Annotated in this window: 22 protein-coding genes; all 22 read right to left on the bottom strand. The window is 34.3% G+C overall.

Going from position 1 to position 24,067, the window contains the following annotated elements:
- Nucleotides 1-47 precede the first annotated feature (47 nt).
- Nucleotides 48-776, bottom strand: coding sequence for an epoxyqueuosine reductase QueH (locus QVA17_RS09290; RefSeq protein WP_287388299.1), 729 nt, complete (start codon nt 774-776; stop codon nt 48-50).
- Nucleotides 776-1,828, bottom strand: a complete 1,053-nt coding sequence (gene hisC / locus QVA17_RS09285) for a histidinol-phosphate transaminase (protein WP_287388297.1) — start codon at nt 1,826-1,828, stop codon at nt 776-778. Before hisC ends, QVA17_RS09290 begins: the two co-directional genes overlap by 1 nt.
- Nucleotides 1,829-1,863: 35 nt before the next feature.
- Complete coding sequence (locus tag QVA17_RS09280) at nt 1,864-3,057, bottom strand: pyridoxal phosphate-dependent aminotransferase (protein ID WP_287388283.1); 1,194 nt, start codon at nt 3,055-3,057, stop codon at nt 1,864-1,866.
- A 156-nt stretch (nt 3,058-3,213) separates the two neighbouring features.
- Nucleotides 3,214-4,401 carry an ROK family protein gene (locus QVA17_RS09275; RefSeq protein ID WP_287388282.1) on the bottom strand — a complete coding sequence of 396 codons (1,188 nt, stop codon included), beginning with the start codon at nt 4,399-4,401 and terminating at the stop codon, nt 3,214-3,216.
- Between the two features lie 22 nt (nt 4,402-4,423).
- The gene (fsa, locus tag QVA17_RS09270; RefSeq protein WP_027431153.1) at nt 4,424-5,077 is read right to left on the bottom strand and encodes a fructose-6-phosphate aldolase; all 654 of its coding nucleotides are present in this window, start codon (nt 5,075-5,077) and stop codon (nt 4,424-4,426) included.
- Nucleotides 5,078-5,124: 47 nt separating this feature from the next.
- Nucleotides 5,125-6,603, bottom strand: a complete 1,479-nt coding sequence (gene xylB / locus QVA17_RS09265; RefSeq protein WP_287388281.1) for a xylulokinase — start codon at nt 6,601-6,603, stop codon at nt 5,125-5,127.
- A gap of 216 nt (nt 6,604-6,819) precedes the next feature.
- Nucleotides 6,820-7,452, bottom strand: coding sequence for a phosphatase PAP2 family protein (locus tag QVA17_RS09260; RefSeq protein WP_027431155.1), 633 nt, complete (start codon nt 7,450-7,452; stop codon nt 6,820-6,822).
- 96 nt (nt 7,453-7,548) lie between these two features.
- Nucleotides 7,549-8,559, bottom strand: a complete 1,011-nt coding sequence (locus tag QVA17_RS09255) for an InlB B-repeat-containing protein (protein WP_287388280.1) — start codon at nt 8,557-8,559, stop codon at nt 7,549-7,551.
- A complete protein-coding gene (locus QVA17_RS09250) occupies nt 8,534-8,932 on the bottom strand; it encodes a hypothetical protein (protein WP_027431157.1) in 399 nt (132 codons plus the stop codon). Before QVA17_RS09250 ends, QVA17_RS09255 begins: the two co-directional genes overlap by 26 nt.
- A 2-nt stretch (nt 8,933-8,934) precedes the next feature.
- A complete protein-coding gene (locus QVA17_RS09245; protein WP_027431158.1) occupies nt 8,935-9,279 on the bottom strand; it encodes a hypothetical protein in 345 nt (114 codons plus the stop codon).
- A gap of 7 nt (nt 9,280-9,286) precedes the next feature.
- Nucleotides 9,287-9,424, bottom strand: a complete 138-nt coding sequence (locus QVA17_RS09240; RefSeq protein ID WP_155885946.1) for a hypothetical protein — start codon at nt 9,422-9,424, stop codon at nt 9,287-9,289.
- A gap of 125 nt (nt 9,425-9,549) precedes the next feature.
- Nucleotides 9,550-11,037 (bottom strand): hypothetical protein, encoded by a 1,488-nt coding sequence (locus QVA17_RS09235; protein WP_287388279.1) that lies wholly within the window; start codon nt 11,035-11,037, stop codon nt 9,550-9,552.
- Entirely contained in the window at nt 11,021-12,085 is a 1,065-nt protein-coding gene (locus tag QVA17_RS09230; RefSeq protein WP_051195395.1) for an ATPase, T2SS/T4P/T4SS family, read from the bottom strand. Before QVA17_RS09230 ends, QVA17_RS09235 begins: the two co-directional genes overlap by 17 nt.
- 14 nt (nt 12,086-12,099) lie before the next feature.
- Complete coding sequence (locus QVA17_RS09225) at nt 12,100-12,276, bottom strand: hypothetical protein (RefSeq protein WP_155885947.1); 177 nt, start codon at nt 12,274-12,276, stop codon at nt 12,100-12,102.
- Nucleotides 12,277-12,574: 298 nt separating this feature from the next.
- A complete protein-coding gene (locus tag QVA17_RS09220; RefSeq protein WP_287388278.1) occupies nt 12,575-17,029 on the bottom strand; it encodes a hypothetical protein in 4,455 nt (1,484 codons plus the stop codon).
- Between the two features lie 383 nt (nt 17,030-17,412).
- Entirely contained in the window at nt 17,413-17,748 is a 336-nt protein-coding gene (locus QVA17_RS09215) for a DUF5640 domain-containing protein (RefSeq protein WP_034245767.1), read from the bottom strand.
- A gap of 51 nt (nt 17,749-17,799) precedes the next feature.
- A complete protein-coding gene (locus tag QVA17_RS09210; RefSeq protein WP_287388276.1) occupies nt 17,800-18,852 on the bottom strand; it encodes a D-alanine--D-alanine ligase family protein in 1,053 nt (350 codons plus the stop codon).
- 140 nt (nt 18,853-18,992) lie between these two features.
- A complete protein-coding gene (locus QVA17_RS09205) occupies nt 18,993-20,366 on the bottom strand; it encodes a citrate/2-methylcitrate synthase (RefSeq protein ID WP_287388273.1) in 1,374 nt (457 codons plus the stop codon).
- Nucleotides 20,367-20,389: 23 nt separating this feature from the next.
- The gene (locus QVA17_RS09200; RefSeq protein ID WP_287388272.1) at nt 20,390-20,974 is read right to left on the bottom strand and encodes a DUF1653 domain-containing protein; all 585 of its coding nucleotides are present in this window, start codon (nt 20,972-20,974) and stop codon (nt 20,390-20,392) included.
- A 177-nt stretch (nt 20,975-21,151) separates the two neighbouring features.
- Complete coding sequence (locus QVA17_RS09195) at nt 21,152-22,315, bottom strand: RNA-guided endonuclease InsQ/TnpB family protein (protein WP_287388270.1); 1,164 nt, start codon at nt 22,313-22,315, stop codon at nt 21,152-21,154.
- A gap of 138 nt (nt 22,316-22,453) precedes the next feature.
- A complete protein-coding gene (locus tag QVA17_RS09190; protein WP_287388268.1) occupies nt 22,454-23,044 on the bottom strand; it encodes a hypothetical protein in 591 nt (196 codons plus the stop codon).
- Nucleotides 23,045-23,216: 172 nt separating this feature from the next.
- Nucleotides 23,217-23,804 carry a type IV toxin-antitoxin system AbiEi family antitoxin domain-containing protein gene (locus QVA17_RS09185; RefSeq protein ID WP_287388259.1) on the bottom strand — a complete coding sequence of 196 codons (588 nt, stop codon included), beginning with the start codon at nt 23,802-23,804 and terminating at the stop codon, nt 23,217-23,219.
- Nucleotides 23,805-24,067 lie beyond the last annotated feature (263 nt).

Below are 24,067 nucleotides of genomic sequence, written 5' to 3'. Positions count from 1 at the left end.
GGGGTTATGACAAACTATACTTAGTCGGGGTACAAACTCCGACTGAGTTAAACGCTCCGCGAGGATGCGCACGGATTCGGACAGGAATTTGTCTGCTGAAGCAGACCCGAATCCGGCGCGCAAGACTCGCGAGCGAGTCTTGAACTATCCTTTTTTTCCACTCTAGAATAGACACAACCGCAGAAATTCTGTCTATATAGATTGTACTCCTTAGATAATTCAATGGATCTTTTGTAACCATTTTTCTTTTTAAAATCTGACAATAAATACTTCATACCGTATTCTTCTTCAAGCTTTAAACCGATCTCATTAAGCTTAAGGCTTGATTTTAAAGGACTTATACTAAGTGTAGTTGTAAAGTAGTCAAAGCCCTTTTCCTTAGCTAATTTAGCTGTTTCTCGTAGTCTAAGTTCATAACACTTAAAGCATCTTTCCCCACCTTCAGGACATTTTTCTAATCCCTTAGCCATATCGTAAAACTTAGAGGTATCATAGTCTCCTTCTATAAACTCCACCGGATACTTAGTAGGGAATTCCTTAATAAAACGCTTCTCTTCCTCTACTCTCTTTCTATATTCCTCTTCATAGGAAATATTAGGATTATAGTAAAAAACTGTCACTCTAAAATACTGAGATAAATACTCAATGCAATGACTTGAACAGGGCGCACAACAACTGTGTAACAAAATTGTTGGCACCTTTTTTTCTTCTTGTAATTTTAAGACAAACTTATCTAGTTCCTTTTGAAAATTTCTCTGATTAAAAGGAATAGCCATTATAAAATCTCCTTCAACGCCTTTATTAGAGCATCCATCTGCTCATCTGTACCTATTGTAATTCTTAAGTAGTTATCAATTCTTGGCTTATTAAAATATCTTACGAAAATGTTCTTCTCTTTTAGTTTTGTAAAAATAAGACTTGCAGGAACATCTTTATGCTTAGCAAAAATGAAATTAGCCTTTGACTCTGGGAAGCTAAAACCAAGCTCCTTTAAGGCCTTCATAGCTCTTTCTCTAGTTGCCACAATCTTTTTACAGCACTCTTCAAAGTAAACCTTATCATTAATAGCCGCAGTTCCTAGTTCAATAGCTGTTCTATTCATTGTGTAGGAATTAAATGAGAACTTCACATCATTAAGAGCCTTAATTAACTTCTCATTAGCAATAGCATAACCTATACGCATTCCAGCCATAGATCTGGATTTTGAAAATGTCTGCACAACAATTAAGTTGTCGTATTTATTCACAAATTTAATTGCCGATTCCCCACCAAAATCGATGTAGGCTTCATCAACAACTACTACTGAATCCTGATTATTCTTAATGATTTCTTCAACACTAGAAAGCTCTAAATACTTAGAAGTTGGAGCATTAGGGTTTGGGAAAATAATACCGCCATTCTCTCTATTAAAATCCTCCACTAAGATGTTAAAGTCCTCATCAAGTCTTACAGTTTCATATGGGACTTTGTGTAAGTCGGCCCATACACTGTAGAAAGAATAAGATATTTCAGGAAATAAGACTGGCTTATCTGAGTTAAAAAATGTCATAAAGATCATTGAAATAACATCATCTGAACCAACCCCTGTAAATACCTGATTTTTATTAACACCATAGAAGTTTGCAATAGATTCATTTAGCTTTGTAACCTCTGGGTCTGGATATAATTTTAAACTATCAAGATCTACCTTAGTTAAGGCATCCATTACCGCCTTTGAAGGTGGGTAAGGATTCTCATTAGTATTAAGCTTAATTACATTCTTAATCTTTGGCTGTTCGCCTGGAACATAAGGCTCCACTTTTCTAATATATGATTCCCAAACTTTCATTTAATTCTCCTTTATAGGTGATTTTTTTACAAAAATTATAAATTGAACTCCTTAGCTAATTCTTCAAAATGGCTAAGAGAATTAACTATTGTTTCATAGCTTACGCAGTAGGCAATTCTTACATAGCCCTTACAGCCAAAGCTTGTAGCTGGCACCATTAAAATGTTATGCTTCTTAGCTGCATTGCAGAATTCCATCTCATCCTCTGTTGGAGATTTTACAAAAAGATAAAAAGCGCCTTCTGGCTTAACGCAGTCAAAACCATACTTTGTTAAGGCCTCATAAAGTGTCTTTCTATTCTTATCATAAACTGCAATATTCTCAGAAATATCTACATCTAAAGTCTTTAAAATTACTCTTTGAAGTAGAGATGGTGCATTAACAAAGCCTAAGATTCTTGTGGCAACTGCTGCGGCTGTCTTAATATCATTTGCATCATCAAGTTCATCTGGTAAAACAAGATAACCAATTCTCTCACCTGGAAGAGAAAGAGACTTACTGTAAGAATAACCAACAATAGTATTCTTATAATACTTAGTTAGGTAAGGAACTTCTATACCATCATAGGCAAGTTCCCTATATGGTTCGTCAGAAATAAGGTAAATGCTAGTAGCAAGTTCCTTTTGCTTATTTTCTAAAATCTCTGCTAGTTTCTTAATTGTAGCCTCACTATAAATAACCCCTGTTGGATTGTTAGGATTATTAATAATTACAGCCTTAGTCTTAGCATTAATTAGCTTTTCAAATTCCTCAAAATTAGGATTAAAATCCACTGTATTAGCAGGAACAACTACAAGTTTTCCTCCAAAGTTTGACACATAATTTCTATATTCACTAAAAAATGGAGCAAAGCATAGTACCTCATCCTCGGGATTAAGTAAAGTCTTTAAAATTGAATTAAGACCCCCTGCTGCACCAACTGTCATAATTATATTAGAAGCATTAAAATGTGTATCGTGCTTCTTATTAATTGAGCTAGCAATTCCTTCTCTTACATCTTCGTAACCTGCATTGCTCATATATCCATGGACAAATGTAGACTCTTCATTGTCAACAATCTCTTTGATTGCTTCATTAACTTCCTTAGGGGCTGGCACATTAGGATTACCAAGAGAAAAATCGTAAACATTCTCTCTACCATATATCTTTGCCAATCTATTGCCTTCCTCAAACATTGCTCTAATTACAGAGCTACCCTTAACTAAAGATACCATTGAATCTGCTATCATTTATCTTCCTCCCAAATTTTAAAATACTACATATCATTATGTCTTTTCTAAATCTAATAGATAATTAATCTAACTTTAGGCGTGATTCTAGCCTTCATCAAGATAAAAAAAGACAGGAGAAATAAAATCTCCTGTCTGATATTATAAGCTAATTATTTAGATAGATGCAATAAAATCTATTAAAAACATAAAGGCTGCGCCAACCTTAGCCTCACTTTCAGAGCAAGTTGTAAACTGTAAATAACTTGCATCTGTATCAAAGGCACAGTAATCAATAAGTCTTCTCTTTAAATCCTCTTCATAATCCTTAAGATATGTTGCAACTTCGCCGCATAGACAGATGTTACTATCATTCATAAGGAAAATGTTATTGATTCCCACTGCGAGATCATCTAGATACTTATCAAATACCTTTGAATACTCTCTGTCGTGTTCCTTTAGTTTTCTAAAGAAAGTATCGAGACTTACCCCTAATTTAGTTGATAATACTCTTGCTGAAACATAGGATTCATAGCAACCTCGCTTACCGCAATAACATTTTTCCCCACCAGGATAAATTGTCATATGACCAAACTCACCGGCTCTATTATGAATACCCTTTCTTATTGTTTCTCCATCAATAAAGGCACCACCAACACCTTCATTAAGCATAAGATAAACGCTTGAAAAATCATTATCCATAAGCTTTTTCTCATCAAAGTTTCTTACAGTGATTAAACCTGCTGCCTCTCTTTGCTTATTCTTCCAGTAATTAGCAAAAGCATAGGCCTTTGCATCATTTACAACAATAGTCTTAAAGTCAATATTCTTTGTAAGATTCTTAACCTCGTAGTTTTTAAGACCCATAGTTGGTGCTGATAAAATAATCTTATTATCGTTATCAAAAATACCAGGCACTGTAATTCCGACGCCAAGTACATTTTCCTTAATAATATTGTTCTTACTAATTAAATTATTAACTAGAGAAGCTATATCAGCCTCAAAATCGTTATTAACAATATTAACTGAAAGCTTAATTTCATCGATTACCACGCCTCTTAAATCTACTAAATAGGCTACTATTTCATTAGCTGTAATGTTAACGCTAATAGCTAATTTTGAACTTCCCTTAACCATAATAACCTGGGCTTTACGACCACCTGTAGATTCAAAATTTCCTGCATATTCAATTAAGTCTTCGTTAAATAAGTACTTTAAATTCTGATTAACCGTTGGTAAGGATAATCTTAGGGCATCTGAAATTTCCTGTCTTGCTACTTTTCCAGAAAAATGGATAAGTCTAAAAACCCTGTTCTTATTAATCTTTTTTACGTCAGTTGTTGTAAGCTTTTCTGTAGTTAACATTCTACACCTCTATTCTTATATTTTATTCACCAAATACAGCAATATAATCCTTCTTGAATTTTTCAATTCCAGCTGTTGTAAGTGGATGATTTACCATTTGTTCAATTACCTTATATGGAACAGTTGCAATGTCTGCACCTGCAATAGCACAGTCAGTTACATGAATTGGATTACGAACGCTTGCTGCAATGATTTCAGTCTGAATATCGTAATTAGAAAAAATTGCCACAATATCTTCAATTAAGTTAATACCTGGCTGAGAAATATCATCTAATCTACCAAGGAATGGTGAAACATAAGCTGCACCAGCTCTAGCTGCAAGTAAAGCCTGATTAGCTGAGAAAATCAATGTCACATTTACCTTAATTCCTTCACTAGATAATACCTTAGTTGCCTTAAGTCCGTCAACTGTCATAGGTATCTTAACTACCATGTTTGGATGGATCTTAGCAATTTCTCTACCTTCCTTAATCATATCTTCAGCCTTAGTAGTTGTAGCCTTAACCTCTCCACTAATAGGGCCATCTACAATGCTTGTGATTTCCTTAATTACTTCCTTAAAATCTCTACCTTCTTTTGCGATTAATGATGGGTTTGTTGTTACGCCACAAATAACTCCCATATCATTAGCCTTCTTAATGTCCTCAACATTTGCTGTGTCAATAAAAAATCTCATTATAACTTCCTCCATTTTTTAATCTATCCCTTTAAGTCAATTAGGGCTTATGCACCAATTGACTTAAAGCTATCTTTAAGGGCTGGGTATAGCTCCTTAAATTCCTTATAACGAAGCTCGTAAGCCTTGGCAATATCTTCATCTGGTTCAATTGTCTTAGATAGCTTAACAATCTTACTTACTGCTTCCTCTAAGCTTTCATATTCCTTACATGCAATCATTGCTAAAATGCATGCTCCCATAGATGGGCCTTCTTCACTTTCAAGTTTTGCTACTCTGATATTAAGTACATTTGCTAAAATCTTACACCATAATTCAGACTTAGCACCGCCTCCACAAAGCTTTGTCTCTGGAATTACAAGTCCTTCTTTTCTTGCAATTTCAAGAGAATCTCTAAGACCAAAGGCAACTCCTTCTAAAACTGCCTGAGTCATGTCTGCTCTTGTAGTATCCATAGTCATTCCAATAAAGCAAGCTCTTGCCTTTGGGTCATTATGTGGTGAGCGCTCACCCATTAAATATGGTAGGAAATATACATGATTCTTAGCCAATTTAGAATCATCTATATCCTCCTGCTCTTTACTATATTCCTTAGTATTTAGGACATTGTCCATCCACCACATATTACAAGAAGCTGCACTAAGCATGCAGCCCATTAGATGATAGGCTCCATCTGCATGGTCAAAGGAATGTAGAGCATTATTAGGGTCTACTTTAAAGCTCTTGCTTGAAATAAATACGGTTCCGCTTGTACCTATGGAAATGTTACATTTTCCCTCTCCAATAGTGCCCGTACCAATAGCTGCTGCTGCATTATCACCAGCTCCTGCTGCCACTACTAAATCAGAAGATAGACCAAGTTCACTTGCAAGCTCAGCCTTTAAGCAACCAATTGCCTCATAGCTTTCAAAAATCTTTGGCATCTGTTCTAGTTTAATGCCGCAGATATCAAGCATCTCTTTAGACCAAGTTCTATTCTTAACATCGAAAAGTAATGTTCCCGAAGCGTCAGATACATCTGTTGAAAATGTGCCTGTTAACTTATATGCTAAATAATCCTTAGGTAGCATAATCTTCTTGATTTTATTAAAATTTTCAGGCTCATTGTTTCTTAGCCATAAAAGCTTAGGAGCTGTAAAACCAGCAAAGGCAATGTTAGCTGTGTATTTACTTAGCTTATCCTTACCGATTTCGTTATTTAAATAGTCACACTCCTTGCCAGTTCTAGCATCATTCCAAAGAATTGCAGGTCTAATAACCTCATCCTTCTCATCTAAAATTACGAGGCCATGCATCTGTCCGCCAAAACTAAGGCCCTTAATACTTGTCTTATCAAAATCCTTTATAAGCTCTTTAATTCCAAGAATAGTCTCTTTATACCAGTCTTCTGGATTCTGCTCAGACCAGGCTGGCTTTGGAAAATAAATTGGATATTCTCTAGACACTGAGTTTAGAATTCTACCTGTATGCTCCATTAAAAGAAGCTTTACAGAAGATGTCCCCAAATCAACACCTATATAATTCATACTACCTCCCTTTGATATAAATTATTGTTAATTCACTTTTAGCAAAACACTTTCTAAAAGCTTATTTCATTGTAACACTTATCTAAAGTCCCTTCAATGAGTTTTAAAAAAATATTTTGTAAAATTAAAAAAGGAAAGTTTTATATTTCTATAAAACTTTCCCAAATTAATTCTGTTATATCTTTTTTGATATATCCTATGAAAAATTATCGCCTACTAATTAGCTTCTTTTTTTACGAAGAGATATTTATAACTCTCTCCATCACAAAAGACAGCTCTAAGTCTGTCAAACTTCTTTAAGGCCCACTTTACAAGCAAGTAAGCAAGAAGACCATAAAGAGATCCTAGTACTAAGCTTACTAGTACATCTGTTGGATAGTGAACTGTTAGGTATAATCTTGAAAATGCAATTAGTACTGCAAGACAAAGGGCACATATACCCTCTCTCTTTCTCCACAAAATAATAGCAATTGCTGCTGCAAAGGATGCTGATGTATGTCCTGATGGGAATGACCAGTCATCAATTGAGGCAAATACATTAAATATCTGTGTCTCAAAAAGTGAACTATCAAAATTAAAAGGTCTTACTCTATGTGATACATTTTTCATAACACCATTACACATGATTACTGAGAAAATTAAAGCAACTGCAACAGTTAAGCCTACCTTTCTATATTTCTTAGGTAGAACAAAAAGCATTAATAATCCAAGTAAAATCCAGATAATTCCCTTATCACCAAGTTTTGTAATTACAAACATGATTGGGTCAGTAATTGGATTGTGTAATGTAGCAAACCATTTTAATATTGGAATTTCGCCAGCATTTAAGCTGTTAAAAAATTGATCCATGTTAACCTCCACTTATTTTTTAAATTTTTAACACTTCTCAATCTTAAGCTAAATACTAGTTCATGTCAATTTTCTACTAGGTCAATTTTTTACTATCTAGTTTTTAGTTACACCAGACTTTGTAACACTATATTCGCCTTTATAAGTGTCTTTACCCATGTCCTTATTTTTCAAAATAAAACTCCTATTTAAATAGTCTTTTTTAAAATAAGAATCAGAAATTGCTGCAGCTTCTTTACTTACTAAAATACCATTATTTTGACTTGAATTAATTAAAAATACGTCCCAGTCCTTCTTTTCCCAAACAGCATAAAAATAAACCACTGCGCCATTATTTTCATCTAAATTCTTTAGGCATTCCCCCTCTCTATAAATATTATTCTTTGAATTCCTTTCTCTACTCCATCCCAGAAAATTAAAGCCATCTCTAATAAAGCTATTCGCCTGCAAATTAAAGTTTTCACCATAAGTTACTTGCTGCTCTTTTGACTCTCCTGCCCCGTTTGAATCATAAATCACCCTATATTTATGGGGGCTACAAATGTAATTAATCTCGGCACCATTAAAGGTTAGACCCACGTATTTATTTAGCTCGCCATTTTCATTAACAGGAATAGAGCCTTCGTAATTTGGCTCAGCAAGGCTTTTATTACGGCCCTCAATTACACTATTAGCCACACCTGTTTCAATGGCTGAGGACACATCATATCCTTTAAGGACAGTACCTGTAATCCTAAGCCAAGGGGTTTGACGGTAAATGCTTACTTCATGAAAGGTTACGTAAAAGCCAGTACTTGCACTACCTTCAATAGATATGCTACCACCATCAAAGCCATCATATAGCGAGGGCACTCCCACCTCTCTTAAGGACTGATAATCTTCTCTTACATTAAGACTTAAAATCCTAACCTGATTGTTTTTATCATCATCATCAATTAAATAAAACTCAATAACAGAGCCTACTGGAGCGCCATTAATTCTAAAATTCATGCTTTTATAAAGGGGTGAATTTGAAGCATAAGAATTTACTGATATAAGACTGGAAATAAATAATAAGCCATAAAGAAAAAGAATTATTTTACTAATGTAAGCCCATAAACTTTTCATAATAACAATACTCCCTTCCCTTTAAACTGTGCTTAAAGCTCATAACTACCTCCACATCTAAGTAACCCTTTTCAAGGTTTATCTCTTTAAAATTTATCTCATAATTTGCATCTGAACTTATCTCTTTACTTAGACAATTACAAAAGGCTAGCTTAATTTCCTCTTCTAGATCCTTTTTCTGGCTAAAGCTAAGGCCATGGACATTTATAGTTTCGTACTTTTCATTTAGCTTATCAAAGCTGTAATTTAAAGAACTATCCACAGCCCTTATAAGTTCTTCATTTCTTGCATTTTTTTCTATTAAAAAACCATGTGTAACCACTAGGATAAATATTAGTGATAATAGGCCTGAACCTGTGATTAATGCTCTCATATTTATCCTCCATTATTCCTTTTATACCTGGCTAGACCGTGATAAGTATTTGTCTTATTTATTCTAAAACTTGCTGAAAGAATCTTATAGCTAAGGTCATATTCGTAATAGCAAAAATCTGTGGTGCTTTCTGCATTTTTAAATACCAAATCCATACCATTAGACCTGGCCATTGAAATTGCCTTAGCCTTTCCTTCTTCTTTATTTACCTCAATTGTGTTCTCCACATATCTAGCCACTGTGTTTACCTTTGAAACCCTAGCATTAATCATAATAAAGTCCAAACTAAAGTAGACGATTAATACTAGAATTATCAGGTATATATAACTTTCTATTACTGACTTCATACCTCTCCTAACCTAAACAAGCTATCAATGTGTTTTCTACGAATTTTAAAAATGTTACAAAGAGGCTAGAAGCTAAAGTAAATACGGCAATCATAGAAAGCATTGCTACAATTACTTCTCCGTATAATTTTACATATTCTCCCATGTTAAACTCCTATTAATACTTTTAAAAAAAGTCCATTTATTACAAAAACCATTATGATAGCCATTATAAGTCCTGCATACTCTTCTAATATATTTTCCATAATCTTCTATTCCTTTATCTGCAATCTATAGATATCTTGTGATAATAAGTAGCATATCTGCTGAAATCTTAAAGGCTGCAAAAAATGTTGGCAAATACTCTAAGAATTTCAAACCGCTAGTAATATCGCTATATCTTTCCTCATCAAATTTCTGAGAAATCTCATTGTTTCTTTTAACCAATACATTAATAGTCTCGTCTGCGCTTTCATTTTCCATTTCACCAATGGAATATAGGGTTCTTACAGCAGATGAAACATCAAGACAGTTAAACTCTGATAAAAACTCATAATAAGGATTTACATCTAAGGGATTTATGTCGATTTTTTCCAAAAACTTTTCTAGCTCTTCTTTAATAATAATGGGGCAATTTCTTAAGCTTTGTTCTAGTGCTACATATAAAGGTGCCTTTGAAAGCCCAAGACTTAGGTCACGAAGCCAGCTAGTAAAGCCTTCTCTTAAATCATTTACCGCAATCTTTTTAGCTCTTCTCTTAGCCGTTACTGGATGTATAAGAACAAAAACAATAGAAATTAATAGATAGATAGAAATTATCTCTAGTTTTAAAATAAAGCAAATTATTGCTGCAAGTAAAATTATTACAATTAAGGGAATGCTTATTAGATATAGGCTTTTTGTGCTCTTTTTAAAGGCTAAGTTATAATTATCCATTATCTTTTTATCAGACCTTAGGCTCTTTAAATAATCCCCTTTATAGCTAGATAAATTCCAGCTAAGAAAAGCTATGGATAAAATTAGGAAAACGCTTGTTGAAATGTTATATGAAAGATCTTTTGTAATATCAATTGGATTTTGTGAAAAACGATTTAGACTAAGGCAAAGATAAGAAGTAATTAAGGCAAGTCCTATACTTATAAATAAACCGATTGTTGTATCTCTTCGTATTTTTTTAATTTCTTTTTGAAATTTATAGACACTACTTACCCAGTTATCAAAGTCATAATTTAGAACTTCTAGGGAATTTCTTGTATTACCGCCCTTCTTTTCTACCGCCATTAAAAATTTATGTAAAGCCCTCATTCTATCGCAACCATATTCGGCTTCAATGATATCAAAGGCGTCTTTGTACACATTTTCACCTACACCAAAGGAAAGTTCATCAAGAGCTTTCTTTATACAAGTCTTTAACTTGCCCTCGCTAATCTTATAGCTATCCTTAAGGGCCCTGTCGATTTTAGAGCTACGTCTAAAGGAATAAAGCATCTGGTGCAAATAAACATCCACGTCCTTAAACTTATTCTCATTACTGGCTGCTAAATATTTTCTTCTAATAATTATTGGAACTTGTGTTAAAAAGAAAACTGCCACAAGGCAATTAAAAAATAGACCGATTTTAAATAAAAAACAAAAGGAAAAGACTAATATAAAGCTTAAAAGCATTAATAGTAAATAAAGCTTTAAATTAAAGCCTTTAGTTCTTCCTTGACTCTCAGTATCTTTATAAATATCCTTTTTTATCTGCTTGTAGGAGAAATAATTAATTATTCTCTTCATAGAACAAATCTCCTCCCTTTTGGCTAACAAATGGATCAACGATGCCGTATTTTAAAAATTTTTCTTTGATTTCTTCTGGAAGCTCTTTTGTAATTAATTTACCATTATCATAAATTAGATAACATTTATTCTCGTTATTCTCTCTTACTAAAAAGCCTAGCTGGCTAATTCTTCTTTGTTCAAATTTATCACATTCCACTAGGCAAACTAGGTCGATATACTGATAAATGTTATTGATAAATCTATCTGAAACTCCCGAGTCTCTAAGCATATTAAACATTCTATCTGGCATATCACGAACATCATCAAGATGCATTGTAGTCATACAGATAGCTCCTGTAGATAAGCTATTTAAAAGGTCTAAAACCTCCTCGCCTCTTGATTCTGAAAGTAAAATCCAATCCACATTGTGTCTAAGGCCAGCCCTAATAATGTCTGCATAACCAAGCTTAGAATCCACATAAAATTCCACACATTTTTTGTGAGGATTAAGTTTTCTATAGTGAATTTCCTGATTATCCTCGTATACGCCTACCTTTTCCCTTGCCGGTATAAATGTGGACATATACTTTAAAAGCTCTGTCTTTCCCGCATGTGGTTGACCACCGATTACAGTAGTTAAGTGGGCTATGGTACTATTTTCAATAAGGGCTAAAATCTCCTCACTGCAATAATTAGACTTTATTAAGGTCTCATGATCAAATCTTAATTTCTCAGGGATTTTTCTGATGGCAACACTTTTCTTGCCGGTTCTTGACTCGTGCCAAATAGAAATTCTAAGGCTTTCAGTGTTAGCCTCCAAAATTGGATGAATTCTATTAAAGGCAACTTCCATAATATTTGCTAACTTAATCGATAAGTTATCTAAGAATTTATCTGAAATCTCTTTTGAAGAAATGCGACATCCTCTGCCAAGTTCTGTAATCCAAAGGTTATATCCATCCCATTCAATATCCGTTATATTATCATCATTAATTTCTTCAATAAGCTCGCTAAAGAGCTCTTCTTTTCTATAACTTAGGGCTCTATTTAATTCTTCATTAATCATTAAACAAACCCTCTTTAGTTAGATTCTGCATCAATTGCATTATAAATCTGATTCTCATAAGAGATGCTATCAACAGCTCCCTTTGTCTTTGTTGAAACGATTGTTACTACAGCGGCTGTTAAAAGTGTAGCTGCTAAAACTCCTGCTAGGGCAATAATTACCTTTCCGTAATGTTCAATAATATCATGCATATTATTTCCTCCTTGATTTAACTTTTGTAAAATATTGATTTAAATAAAAATGAAAATTGTTGCGACTTGCAACTAAAGAAAATGATTACGGGTGAAATATTAACATAGGATTTTGGATATGTAAACTAGGGAAATGAATTGTGTCGTTTTTTTACAATCTGAGAAGTGCTTGTAGGGGAAGTTCTCACACACAAGTAGTGAATCGCTTTGCGATTAACTACAAAAAGAAGAAAGGCGCCAATTGGCGCCTCTCTAAATTTGGAAGTCTATGATTATAAGTTATACTCTTGTTAGCAAATTACTCCTCAACTCTTCTCTTTTTTACTAAAACAACTGCACCCATGCTTAATGTTAACATAATTGCTAATGGAAGCACTGGATTTGTATCAGCTGTCTTCTTATCTGTTGTAGCTGTCTCAGATGTAGCTGCATCGTTTGAAACTACTGCAACATTTGTTGAATCTGCTGCAACTTCTGTAGCTTCAATTTTATCATTTACAAGCTCTGTATCTGCTGCAACTTCTTCATTTGTAACATCTTCTTTACCTGTTGTATCCTCAGCTTTTGCTGCAAGTAATGTAAAGCTTGTAGTTGCATTTCCATCTGTTGAAACAATTTCAACGCTGTGTCTACCATCAATTAATGTATCAAGGTATGCAGACTTTACAGTTACAATTGTAGAACCTGATGCAAGTGTGTAATTTTCTTCATCAACAATTACACCATCAATCATAAGCATATCAAATTTATCAAGATCAGCTGAGCTTCTAAGAACTAAGTCCTGACCTCTTTCAAGTGTCTGATCTGCACCATCTAACATTTCATAAACAACTGATGTTGCTTCAAATGTTGGCTGTAATGACTTAGCTGCATCTGATGTTACATCAAGTCTTGCACCTGAATTTGATGGAGCTGCACTTGTAAGAACAAGTAAGCCATGCATGTTGATTGTTCCATCTTCGTTTCTTGTAGGAAGATTTGTAAGGTCTACATTTTCAAACCAATCATCAGTAACTACAACGCCCTGATTATTTCTTGATTTGCTACCATTGTAGAGGTAGTTATTCTCTGTTAAGAGTGAGTAAGGTACTAAATCAGCTGTTGTTGAGTTCTCAGTAGATGTTACAGAAATAAGACCTGAAACAATCCACTCCTTAACTAAGCTATCCTTAGTGTTAAGACCTACATTATAAACGCCTTCATCACCTACTGCATTACCATAAGATGTACAATTATAAATCTTACAGTCTGGGCAGCTGTTAGAAGTAATACCCTTACCAATATTACCAAATGTTACTGAGTTCTTTAATACGTGGCCACCCTTCATGTATGAACCACCAAGCTTGAATCCATTACCTTCACCGAATTCATATCCAGCTGCTGTAATATCATCTGTTGTTAACCAACCATTGTTATAAGCTACACAGTTGATGATCTGTACTTCGCCAATTTCACCAGAAATTGTCTTAGCAAATAAATCCCAACCATCATCAATATTGTTATGACCAATACAGCCATAGAATACATTTCCAACACCTGATGTAAGCTTTGCAGCAAAACCATCAGCATCATTTCTACCGCTATCGCAGTTATCAAATGATTCACAGTTCTTAATTACGTTATATGATGGCCATAATAATCCGCTTAAACCAGCTTCTCTTTCTGCACCATCTACTCTACTAATCTGAATACCAGTATTTGCAGAGCCTTCTACTGTACACATTTCAATTGTGTTATAGTTACCACCAACCTGGATACCTACTGCATTTGGATAATAAACATGAATTCCGTAAATATCCCAGTAGCTACCTGTTAAGCTGATACCCATGCCATCAAAGATTACCTTTCCAGCTGTTTCTGCTACTAACTTAATGTGCTTATCAGCTGTACCTGACATAGATCTTGAAATCTTTAATGAATTTCCCTTGTAAGTACCATTAAGCATTAAAATGTACTGACCAGGCTGTGCATAATTTACAGCTGTCTGTAAATCCATTGGATCTTCCTTAGTACCAGCTGCTGTTGTACTACCGTCTGCTGATACATATAAAATCTCGTTAACATTTCCTACTGTCTTATAAGATACAGTGATTGAACCCTGTAATGTCTGATAAGATGTAAGTTCCTGAACCTCTGGTCCATCTGGTGTAAAATCATACTTAATTGTATTAGTTGCAGATGTAAGTTCAACTGTTGTTCTTAATACTTCATTAGCATCTAAATGTCCTTCGTAAGCTACTGAACCATCAACATTGTAAACAACAATATTTCCTGAAGCTGTTGGAGAATAAATGAATTCATAATCCTTAACAGATGAAATATTTGTTGAGTAAACTCTACCGCTTGCTGTGCTAACACTAGAGTCTGAAGATTCACCAACACCTGTTGAATCAGATGTTTCAAACTTAATATCAGAAATATTAACAGATACCTTTCTAGCTACAAATACACCAACTGTAATTGAGCCATCTTCCTGTACTGTAAGGCAAGAAAGATCTGAGCTAGAAACTTCTACTCCATTAACTGTTGATACCCAAGCATCATTAGTCTTTTCAAGTGTAAATTCATATGAAGCGCCTGTAGTAAAGTTAGCTGTCTGACCATTAGCTTTCTGCTGATTTGTTGTACGAGTTACACCTGTATAATCTGTTGTATCAACTGATGAGTAACCTGTAATAATTCTCTGTCCGATGAAACCAGCCTTAGCTGAGAACATCTGAGTTGATACAGAGTTAAAATACTTATGAACATAATCTGGTGTTCCCCAGAAATTATAACCTAACATATCACAAGCAATGATACCAAAACCTGTCTGGTTATCAGGTGTAAGTGATGTGTCTGTAATAGTAAATGTAGCTGATAACTTAAAGTTTTCAGTGTTAGGATTTACTGTTGTGTAGTAGTACTGGAAGCCTTCCTCACCATCTGAAATCTTACCATTTGCAGCACCAGCGATTTCAATTGAACCTGATGTATTAGCTACATTTGTAACATTCTCAACTAAGCCAACCTTTTCTGTAGCTGAATCCTTAGATGAAATGTTAATAGATTCTGTTCCTGCTTCTGTTGTAATTACTGCATTTGTTTCCTGAGCAGAACCAACTGTTGCAATATTCCAAACTCTATCATCTTCTTTATTGATTTCAACGCCTGTCTTAGTTGTTGTAGCAACATAGCCATCAGAATTTCTTGTTGCTTTAATCTTAAAGTCGTATGTGCCTTCTGCAAGTGTTACTGTTGCATTAGCATCTTCTGTAGATGTAAGTAATTCGTAATTTTCTGAGTCTGAACTTTTAGCATATACATCATACTTATCTGCATCTTCAAGATTTAACCAATCAAGATAAACTGTTCCATCATCATTAGTAATGATAGATTCAATGACTGGTTCCTTAACAGCTAATACATAACCTGTCTTAAAAGCTTCATCAGAATACTTAACTGCCTCACCAGCTCTTTCAGCTGCTACTACAGCCTTGTAGTTGCCACTCCAAAGTGGAGTAAATGTAGCTGACTTTGTTGTATTATTCTTAATTGTTACTGTATTTACTTCATAATATGTGCCATCTTTCTCGTAGTATAAAGTTACCTGTAAGTCATCAGCACCTGTTATAGAATCAACATTTCCTTCAAAGTTAACCACAAGATTCATTCCTGATTCTTCAATTGAAGTTACCTTTGGAGCCTCTACCTCATCCCAAGGAGTCTGTTTTGCTTCACTAATTGGGCTAAACTTTGCCTGCCAGAACTGAGCTGTAGCACCAGCTACATAAGCATAATATGTTAAACCTGCTTTTACATCAAATGTAACTGTTTCATATAATGAATCAGCACCTGCAGCCTTTGTATAAACTACTGTACCATCTGAAGCAACAACATAAAATGTCTTATTCTTATTAATCTTTGCATCAACTGAGACTGAACCATTAGTAGTTGCTGTGTATTCTAAATAGCAGCCAGCTGTTGGAACTGCACCATTTGATGGACTAGCCTTTACAGAACCTGCCTTAGCATTTACACCAGCAATTGCTAAACCATCTGTAAATGTACCTGAATCAGTTGCATCATTCTTTGACCAACCCTCACCTCTTAAAATAAAGCCCTGAGTTGCAGTAGCAGAACTAGTTGTATTAAAAAGACTTTCAGCATCTACTGTAACTTCACTAGCCTTAAATGTAGCCTGCCAGATCTGAGCCTTTGATCCAGCTACATAAGCGTAATATGTCTTACCACCTGTAACTTCAAATGTGATTGTGTCATATAAAGATGCATCTGCTCCTGCTGTTTTTGATACAATAATATTTCCATCACTATCAACAACGTAAAGTGTCTTATTCTTACTTACCTTTGCATCCATTGTGAAAACACCATTAGTAGTTGCAGTATATTCTAAATACGCACCTGATGAAGGAATTGTGCCTGCTCCACTACCATTTTCTGTAGCTTTTGCAGTTGAATTAGCCTTTGCTAATCCATCTGGGAAATATCCTTCATCTGAAGCATCTTCAGTTAATGTACTCCATGCACCTACTAATCTAAGATTTGAGTCTGCATCAGCGCCGATTGTAGCACGAAGATCAGCAGCAGACCATGTAACTAATGAGCTTTCACTGCTTGCAGTTGCAGCGTAAGCAACGATACTTGACTGATTTCCAACGTAAAGATATGTTGGAACAAGACTTGTGACCATGAGAGCAGACATAACTGATGCGGCAATTCTCATAGCCTTATACTTCTTAAAGTTCTTAATCATAAATACCTCCCTAATTTATACTAAAAAATGCTCCGTCCCTTAGCATTTTTTAATCTAGTGGTGATAATTGGTGCAAAATATGTGTAAAGCCACCCCGCGAAATACCTTGTTCACCAATAAATCAACCAGCTAGATATATTTACCAAGAATTTAAATTCTCGGTAGGTATTATTATACATATTGCACATAAAAAGTAACACCCTCTAAAATGGGGGTATTTATACAAAATAGTTCACTTAGGGAAATTTACCATTTTTCTTTTTAAAAAAGATTTGTATTAGTGCAAAATAGCAAAAGGAGCTAACAAAGTAAAACTTTATCAGCTCCTTAAATATCAATTATTCTCTTATAAATCAAACTAAATTGCCCAACACAAGTTAATTTTACTGCTTAGTTAACTCAATAGTAACATTAGCATCATCTGTTAACTTTAATGTCTTATCTGACAATTCATAAGTATACTCATCTTCTTCTGTTGTACCAAGAAGAGTCATAGTAAGTGTAATTGTATCATCTTCAACCTTATATTCAAATGGTACTGAAACGCCACTTAAATCAAGAGAACCTGTTCCATCCTTTTCAAAAACAAAAGTATAAGCAATATCATCCTCAACCGATGTCCATGTACCAACAACTGACTTGCTTCCGCCACATGCAACTAATGTGAAAAGTAAAACTGAAGCAAAAATAACAGTTGTCATTTTCTTAAAAGTCTTCATATTATTTCCTCCAAATTAATATTCAATAGAATACTAATATACCTAATTTAGCTAGTTTTGTCCATTATTATGACCTATATAATATCTAGCTTTTTTAATAATTATATCAATTAACTGATCATAATAAATGTCATCTGCTGCCGTCATATTTGGATATACGCTTGTATCTAACATATTTGGAAGACTATTGATTTCAAGTAAGTAAATTTCTCCCTCATCACTCATAATCAAGTCAGCCTTTGCATAGATATCCATATCAAGGATGTCGCAAGCCTTTTCCACTAAGCGTTGCATTTTCCTAGCTGTATCCTTATCAAGATTAGCGGGACAAATCTTCTCGCTTTCCATGTCTGGATCCCACTTGCTCTTATAATTATTAAAGCCATCCTTTGGTCGAATCTCCATAACAGGAAGTGCCTTGCCATCAAGAATACCTACAGAGAACTCTCTACCCTCTATGTACTCTTCAACGATAATCCTATTGTCAAAGGAAAATGCATCTTGAATCGCTCTTGTTAACTCTTCGTCGTTATTTACCAAAGATACGCCAATACTTGAACCTGTACTACATGGTTTTACAACACATGGATAAGGAACATATTCTGCCTTGTGGCCCTTCTTTAACATAAAGCCCTTTGGCATTAGAATACCTTCTGGTACTAATACCTTTTTTGTAAGATATTTATCAAGAGATAGTAGACAACTCATCTGACTTGAACCTGTATATTTTACATCTAATAAGTCAAAGACTGCCTGAATATGTCCATCTTCACCAACCTTACCGTTTACAGACATAAAGACTAAGTCGGCTTTTCGACATATATCGATTACATTTTCACCAAAAATACCAAGTTTACCTTCTTGTCGTCTTATTACCTCGTCATTAACTTCTGCGGTCCTGTTCTTTAAAAGCTTAATCTCCTTTTCAAGGTTATTGTCCTCCTTAAAAAATCCATCCACTCTTTCGCTATCAATGCCAAAGAACAAGTCCAAAATATTAGCTTCATGACCTAATCTACGTAAGCTTGAGCAAATGTTATATGCCGAATATAAAGACATGTTACGTTCGCTGCTTACACCCCCAGTTAAAACAACAATTTTCATAAATCCACCTCATTCTCGCTAGATATTAAATTGTTAAATCCCTTAAACAAAGATTACTACAACATTAAATATTTGTAAAGCGGACATTCGGAATCCGCTTCGCTACTTCCTCATGAACGCAGTGGCACTGCGTTCAAGTGTTATCTATCTTCTAGTGGTATATAGTCTCTTCTCTCCTGCACATTCATGTAAGCCGGTCTAATAATCTTACCACAGTTGATTAACTCTTCAATTCTATGGGCTGACCAACCTGAAATTCTAGCAATGGCAAAAATTGGAGTATAAAGTTCCATAGGAAGCCCCAACATTCTATAGGCAAAACCTGAGTAGAAATCCACATTTGCAGAAACACCCTTATAGATTTTTCTTTCCTTAGCTATAAGTTCTGCGGCAATTTTTTCTACATTTGTCATTAAATGATACTCTTCTTCCATACCTTTTTGCTTTGAAAGTTTCTCTACATAACCCTTAAAAGCTCTAGCTCTTGGATCTGATAGAGAGTAAACCGCATGACCCATTCCATAAATAAGTCCAGTTTTATCAAAAGCTTTTTTATGTAAAATGAGGTCAAGATACTCTGCTATTTCCTCTTCATCATTCCAATCCTCTACATGTTCTTTAATGTCCTCAAACATCTTAACCACCTTAATATTGGCGCCACCATGCTTTGGTCCCTTTAAAGAGCCAAGGGAAGAAACCACTGCCGAATAAGTATCTGTGCCTGAAGAAGTTACTACATGAGTTGTGAAGGTAGAATTATTACCACCGCCATGTTCTGCATGCAAAACCAAAGACACATCTAGTAACTGGGCCTCTAGCTTAGTGTATTTGCTGTCAGGTCTAAGGAGCCACAATATATTTTCAGCAGTAGAAAGATCCGGTCTTGGCTCGTGAATTATAAGGCTACCGCCAAACGTTGACTGTCTATAGGCAATGTAGCTATAAACCGCAAGTAAAGGAAATTCTGAAATCAACTGCATGCACTGTCTAACTACGTTAGGAAGGGAAATGTCATCCGCCTTATTATCATAAGAATAAAGCATAAGCACACTTCTAGCTAAGGCATTCATAATGTCCTTACTTGGCTTCTTCATAATAATATCTCTTACGAAGTTAGGTGGAATCTGTCTGTACTCCCCTAACATCTCTTTAAATCTGTCTAGCTGTGGCTTTGATGGAAGTTCTCCAAACATAAGCAAATATGTCGCTTCCTCAAAACCAAATCTTTTCTCCTGTGTAAATCCTGCTATAAAATTTTCAACATCTATGCCCCTATAATATAGCTTTCCATCGCAAGGATGAGACTTTCCGCTTTCATCAGTATAGCTAGAAACAATCTCACTAATTTCTGTAAGTCCGGTTAAAACACCTTTACCATTTAAATCACGCAATCCTCTTTTTACCTGGTATTTCTCATATAAGGGTTCACTAATTTTGTTATTTGAACGTGCTTTGTTGGCTAACTCTTTAATATCCTGTGTAACAAAGGAAAAGTTCTTTTCTGTAATCTCCATTCATGCCCTCCGGTTCTTTAATTTTATCGTCTAAGTCTTCCTCCCTCATACTTAGTATGAGCTTGTAAGACAGCCTTTAGTGACCTTACTCTATCTGCTAAGTTACCCTTCTCTACTACAATATCAAGGGATTCTGCAAATAAATCTATCAAATCATCATTGATATTATTATTTAGCAATAATAGAGCATCTAATTTATCTTCATATTCCTTTGAATCAAGGAATTTTTCTACTAAGCTAGCGATTCTATCTTCCTTTGAACTAGAATCTGTCTCTGGGCTTGTAGCTTCTATCTGACCTGCTGTTGCAAAAACTTCTTCTTCCTTTGAAAATGCAGTTTCTGCCTCATCTATTGGGCTTACATTTCCAAATTCATCTAGTGAAACCTGGCTAAATCTGTACTTTTGCTTAACCTCTGGGTATTTCACATGGTCTACTTCACTCATAAACATATCAAGAGGTCTTACATACTGCTTAAAATCCCCATATAAAGCCTGATATAAAACTAGGGCCTCCTTTGTTTCTGAATGGTAAACTATATTATCTACTTTATATAATTTATTTTTAAAATGCTTATAAAAGCCACCTATAACTAGTTTTCTTGACATTATTAAATTACCGTTACTGAAAACTTATAAAAAGTTATATACTTTATGTTTCATTCCTACTTCAGCGAGTATGCTTTTGATGGTATAAATACCTATCTACTCACAAGTTCTTGTACTCTCCATAGGCGTAAATTCCGAACTAACGTATCCGTACATATTTGCATTAACATTTAAGTGTTAGCTTGCAAATTTTTCTCCATAAGCTCTTAGATTGAGTGATGCTTGGAAATCTCTATCTATAACATTTCCACACTCACATCTATAAGTTCTATCAGATAGTTTTAGATCCTTTTTAATTTTCCCACAGCAACTACAAATTTTTGATGATGGATAAAATCTATCAGCTATAATAAGTTGAATACCACTATCATTGCATTTGTATTCTAGTTGTTTTCTAAATTCAAAGAATCCCTGATTTTGAACCGCTTTAGATAAGTACCTATTTTTCATCATTCCACTAACGTTTAAATCTTCAATACAGATAAATCTTGGTTTTCGATTTACTATCTCAGATGTGGTCTGATTCAAATAATTCTTACGGATATTTGTTAATCTGTGATTTACTTTTAATAAAAGTTTTTCATTTTTAACTATATTATTAGTTTTGCAGTATTTTCCTTTCTTTTTATTTTGTTCATATTTACGAGATACGCTGCGTTGTAATCTACGTTTGCGTTTCTCAAGTTTCTTAACAGTTTGACTTTTGTTAATGTTCTTATATTTATTAGTATCAGAACATATAGCCAAATTTTTTATTCCAAGGTCAATTCCTATACCATCGCCATTAAGCTTTTCCTTACAGTCTGGAGAGTCTATACATACGCTAATCCACCAATTCAATCCATCAAAGGATATTCTTGGATTCCTGTATTTAGCATCCGTAGGAATGCGTCCGTGCTCTGCAAGTCTCACCCAGTTTAATTTTTGCTTATTGGCTCTTCTACTAGAAGAAAAGCTCACAAATTTAACGTGAGTATCACTAAACTGTATTTTGACATTATCCTGATAGAATTTTGGTATTGATTTCTTTTTGGACTTAAACATTGGGTATTTTGAAACACCCTTGAAAAAGTTCTTATAGGCTGTACAAGCATCTTTAATTGCCTGTTTGGTTACATCGTTAGAAATACGCTGTAACCAAATATATTCATCAGAATTTCTAAGTCTTGTGAATTCTTTTCTAAGCTCTGTATCTGGAATGAATTTACCGCCTTTTTCGTAGTTTTCTTTTTCCTTAGCTAAAGCCCAATTAAAAGCAAATCTTGCTGCACCTGCGTACTGAAACATTTTCGTTTGTTGCACGTTATTAGGTATCAACATTACTTTTATTGCCTTTATCATTACTCTCCTCCCTTGAATCAATTCTTGGACAAGTTTCTTAGCTTTATTAGCTCTTTTGCCTTGTAATTAACTTATAAAACTCAACAGTATTTTATAGACTTTTATAAGTTTTATTTAACTGTCATCAACCTCTACATTTTATTCTATTTTTAGATATACATATTCACCTTCCAGTTTGTTATAAACATGCTTGCCAATAATAGATAGTAAGTCTCTGATTTCTTCAATTTTTTCACTTGCAAATTCAACATATGAATGATTCTTATCAGATTCATTTTCATTTTCATACATGTCATTACAATACACAAAAAACTTATCCAATATATCGTCTAAAGGATACTGCGAAACGTAAGGATCGCTAGGTTCATTTTCTTCTAGCTCAGGTTCTGGCTCAAAAACTATAGAAGTCACATAAATAACCTCCTTTTCATTAGGATCATGTAAATCTTCCCAGACAATATCATCATCTGTTCCGACATTTTCGATTTCACGATAATATCTTTTTCCATCATATGTAAGTATCATGTACTCCTCAAGAAATTCTCCGCTTCCCTGAGCCCAGTCTTCTGATTTCAGTAATTTCGAAACCAACTCGGTATCTGAACACCCCTTAAGTGATAAAGATTCACCATAAGATTTTTTATCTATAGTTTTGTATATCATATCTTCTACTTTTTCATAATCATCTGAATTATACTTTTCTGCCTCATAAAATCTAATATTTTTCACGTTACAAATTCTCCTTTTTAATTTTGCTTTTTCTTGAATTTATCAAAAAACCGCATATATATCTCCATAGTTTTTAAGGTTAAAAAACTACAATAATTCTATATTATATTTATAAACATTGCAATTCATTTCTTGAACCTCTAAGTTGTTGGCCGGATTGCATTTTTGGTTTTCATAGTAGTACCTCCATATATCGCAAAATCTTTTTCTTAACATGTAATTGCTCTGCGTAATCCATTAAAAGATTTATATTTCTATTTTCATATTTTGCGTATCTCTTCATCGCGTCAAGAACAATTTGAATATCAGAACCTTCGCCCCTAACAATATCACACAAAGTTCTTTCTATATTATAGACGCGGATTGGATTCCCACTGAAAGACAGTGCATCACTCAATCCTAAAGAGTATTTATCTCGCACTACTCTTTTTATAATTACATTTTCATTTTTCAAAGATGGTGCATTATAGCCCTGAGGAAAAGTAAATGAATATACAGCAGGAATTCGATCTGTAAATCCATGAATGTATAATGCTGTCTCATGAGACACTATACCCTTGGGATATTTTACGCTAAGGATATATAAATCATCTTCCCATTCATCTGTAATCTGATATAGTCCCCGACCGACTCTCATCAGTTTGTTGTTATTTACATAAGTTTTTAATGCTCGACGATCTCCGCCATAAGCTTCAACATCAGTAACTTTTACAAGGCCATCTGTCGATTCTGCAATTAATTTTTCAATAATATTGCTCATTTTGCCACCACCTTTCACACATTAATTTTATATCGAATAATGTGTGAATGTCTATAAATTTGCGCATTTCTCGAAACATACATTTCTTAAACAATAACCATTACCATTTTATGTGTATTTACACGTTTTTATGTAGTGGATAACCACAAAAAAAGACAACGCATAACCAATTTATCGATTTGCGCTGCCTATACGAAAAATAATACTACCGATTATATATTACTTTTTACCAAATAATTGGAATTTCAGCTAATTTACTGTTC

It is taken from the genome of Lachnospira sp., from assembly GCF_016290755.1.
Taxonomy (GTDB): domain Bacteria; phylum Bacillota; class Clostridia; order Lachnospirales; family Lachnospiraceae; genus Lachnospira; species Lachnospira multipara.
Note: the sequence above shows the minus strand (reverse complement) of the source record. Positions and strands in the feature narration are given on the sequence as shown.

Excerpts from the sequence above, each read along its gene's own strand:
- hisC (WP_287388297.1), bottom strand. The coding sequence starts at position 1,828 with ATGAAAGTTTGGGAATCATATATTAGAAAAGTGGAGCCTTATGTTCCA.
- QVA17_RS09260 (WP_027431155.1), bottom strand. The coding sequence starts at position 7,452 with ATGGATCAATTTTTTAACAGCTTAAATGCTGGCGAAATTCCAATATTA.
- fsa (WP_027431153.1), bottom strand. The coding sequence starts at position 5,077 with ATGAGATTTTTTATTGACACAGCAAATGTTGAGGACATTAAGAAGGCT.
- QVA17_RS09255 (WP_287388280.1), bottom strand. The coding sequence starts at position 8,559 with ATGAAAAGTTTATGGGCTTACATTAGTAAAATAATTCTTTTTCTTTAT.
- xylB (WP_287388281.1), bottom strand. The coding sequence starts at position 6,603 with ATGAATTATATAGGTGTTGATTTGGGGACATCTTCTGTAAAGCTTCTT.
- QVA17_RS09225 (WP_155885947.1), bottom strand. The coding sequence starts at position 12,276 with ATGCATGATATTATTGAACATTACGGAAAGGTAATTATTGCCCTAGCA.
- QVA17_RS09280 (WP_287388283.1), bottom strand. The coding sequence starts at position 3,057 with ATGATAGCAGATTCAATGGTATCTTTAGTTAAGGGTAGCTCTGTAATT.
- QVA17_RS09230 (WP_051195395.1), bottom strand. The coding sequence starts at position 12,085 with ATGATTAATGAAGAATTAAATAGAGCCCTAAGTTATAGAAAAGAAGAG.
- QVA17_RS09210 (WP_287388276.1), bottom strand. The coding sequence starts at position 18,852 with ATGAAAATTGTTGTTTTAACTGGGGGTGTAAGCAGCGAACGTAACATG.
- QVA17_RS09250 (WP_027431157.1), bottom strand. The coding sequence starts at position 8,932 with ATGAGAGCATTAATCACAGGTTCAGGCCTATTATCACTAATATTTATC.
- QVA17_RS09205 (WP_287388273.1), bottom strand. The coding sequence starts at position 20,366 with ATGGAGATTACAGAAAAGAACTTTTCCTTTGTTACACAGGATATTAAA.
- QVA17_RS09275 (WP_287388282.1), bottom strand. The coding sequence starts at position 4,401 with ATGTTAACTACAGAAAAGCTTACAACAACTGACGTAAAAAAGATTAAT.
- QVA17_RS09245 (WP_027431158.1), bottom strand. The coding sequence starts at position 9,279 with ATGAAGTCAGTAATAGAAAGTTATATATACCTGATAATTCTAGTATTA.
- QVA17_RS09195 (WP_287388270.1), bottom strand. The coding sequence starts at position 22,315 with ATGATAAAGGCAATAAAAGTAATGTTGATACCTAATAACGTGCAACAA.
- QVA17_RS09220 (WP_287388278.1), bottom strand. The coding sequence starts at position 17,029 with ATGATTAAGAACTTTAAGAAGTATAAGGCTATGAGAATTGCCGCATCA.
- QVA17_RS09290 (WP_287388299.1), bottom strand. The coding sequence starts at position 776 with ATGGCTATTCCTTTTAATCAGAGAAATTTTCAAAAGGAACTAGATAAG.
- QVA17_RS09185 (WP_287388259.1), bottom strand. The coding sequence starts at position 23,804 with ATGAGCAATATTATTGAAAAATTAATTGCAGAATCGACAGATGGCCTT.
- QVA17_RS09235 (WP_287388279.1), bottom strand. The coding sequence starts at position 11,037 with ATGAAGAGAATAATTAATTATTTCTCCTACAAGCAGATAAAAAAGGAT.
- QVA17_RS09215 (WP_034245767.1), bottom strand. The coding sequence starts at position 17,748 with ATGAAGACTTTTAAGAAAATGACAACTGTTATTTTTGCTTCAGTTTTA.
- QVA17_RS09240 (WP_155885946.1), bottom strand. The coding sequence starts at position 9,424 with ATGGGAGAATATGTAAAATTATACGGAGAAGTAATTGTAGCAATGCTT.
- QVA17_RS09200 (WP_287388272.1), bottom strand. The coding sequence starts at position 20,974 with ATGTCAAGAAAACTAGTTATAGGTGGCTTTTATAAGCATTTTAAAAAT.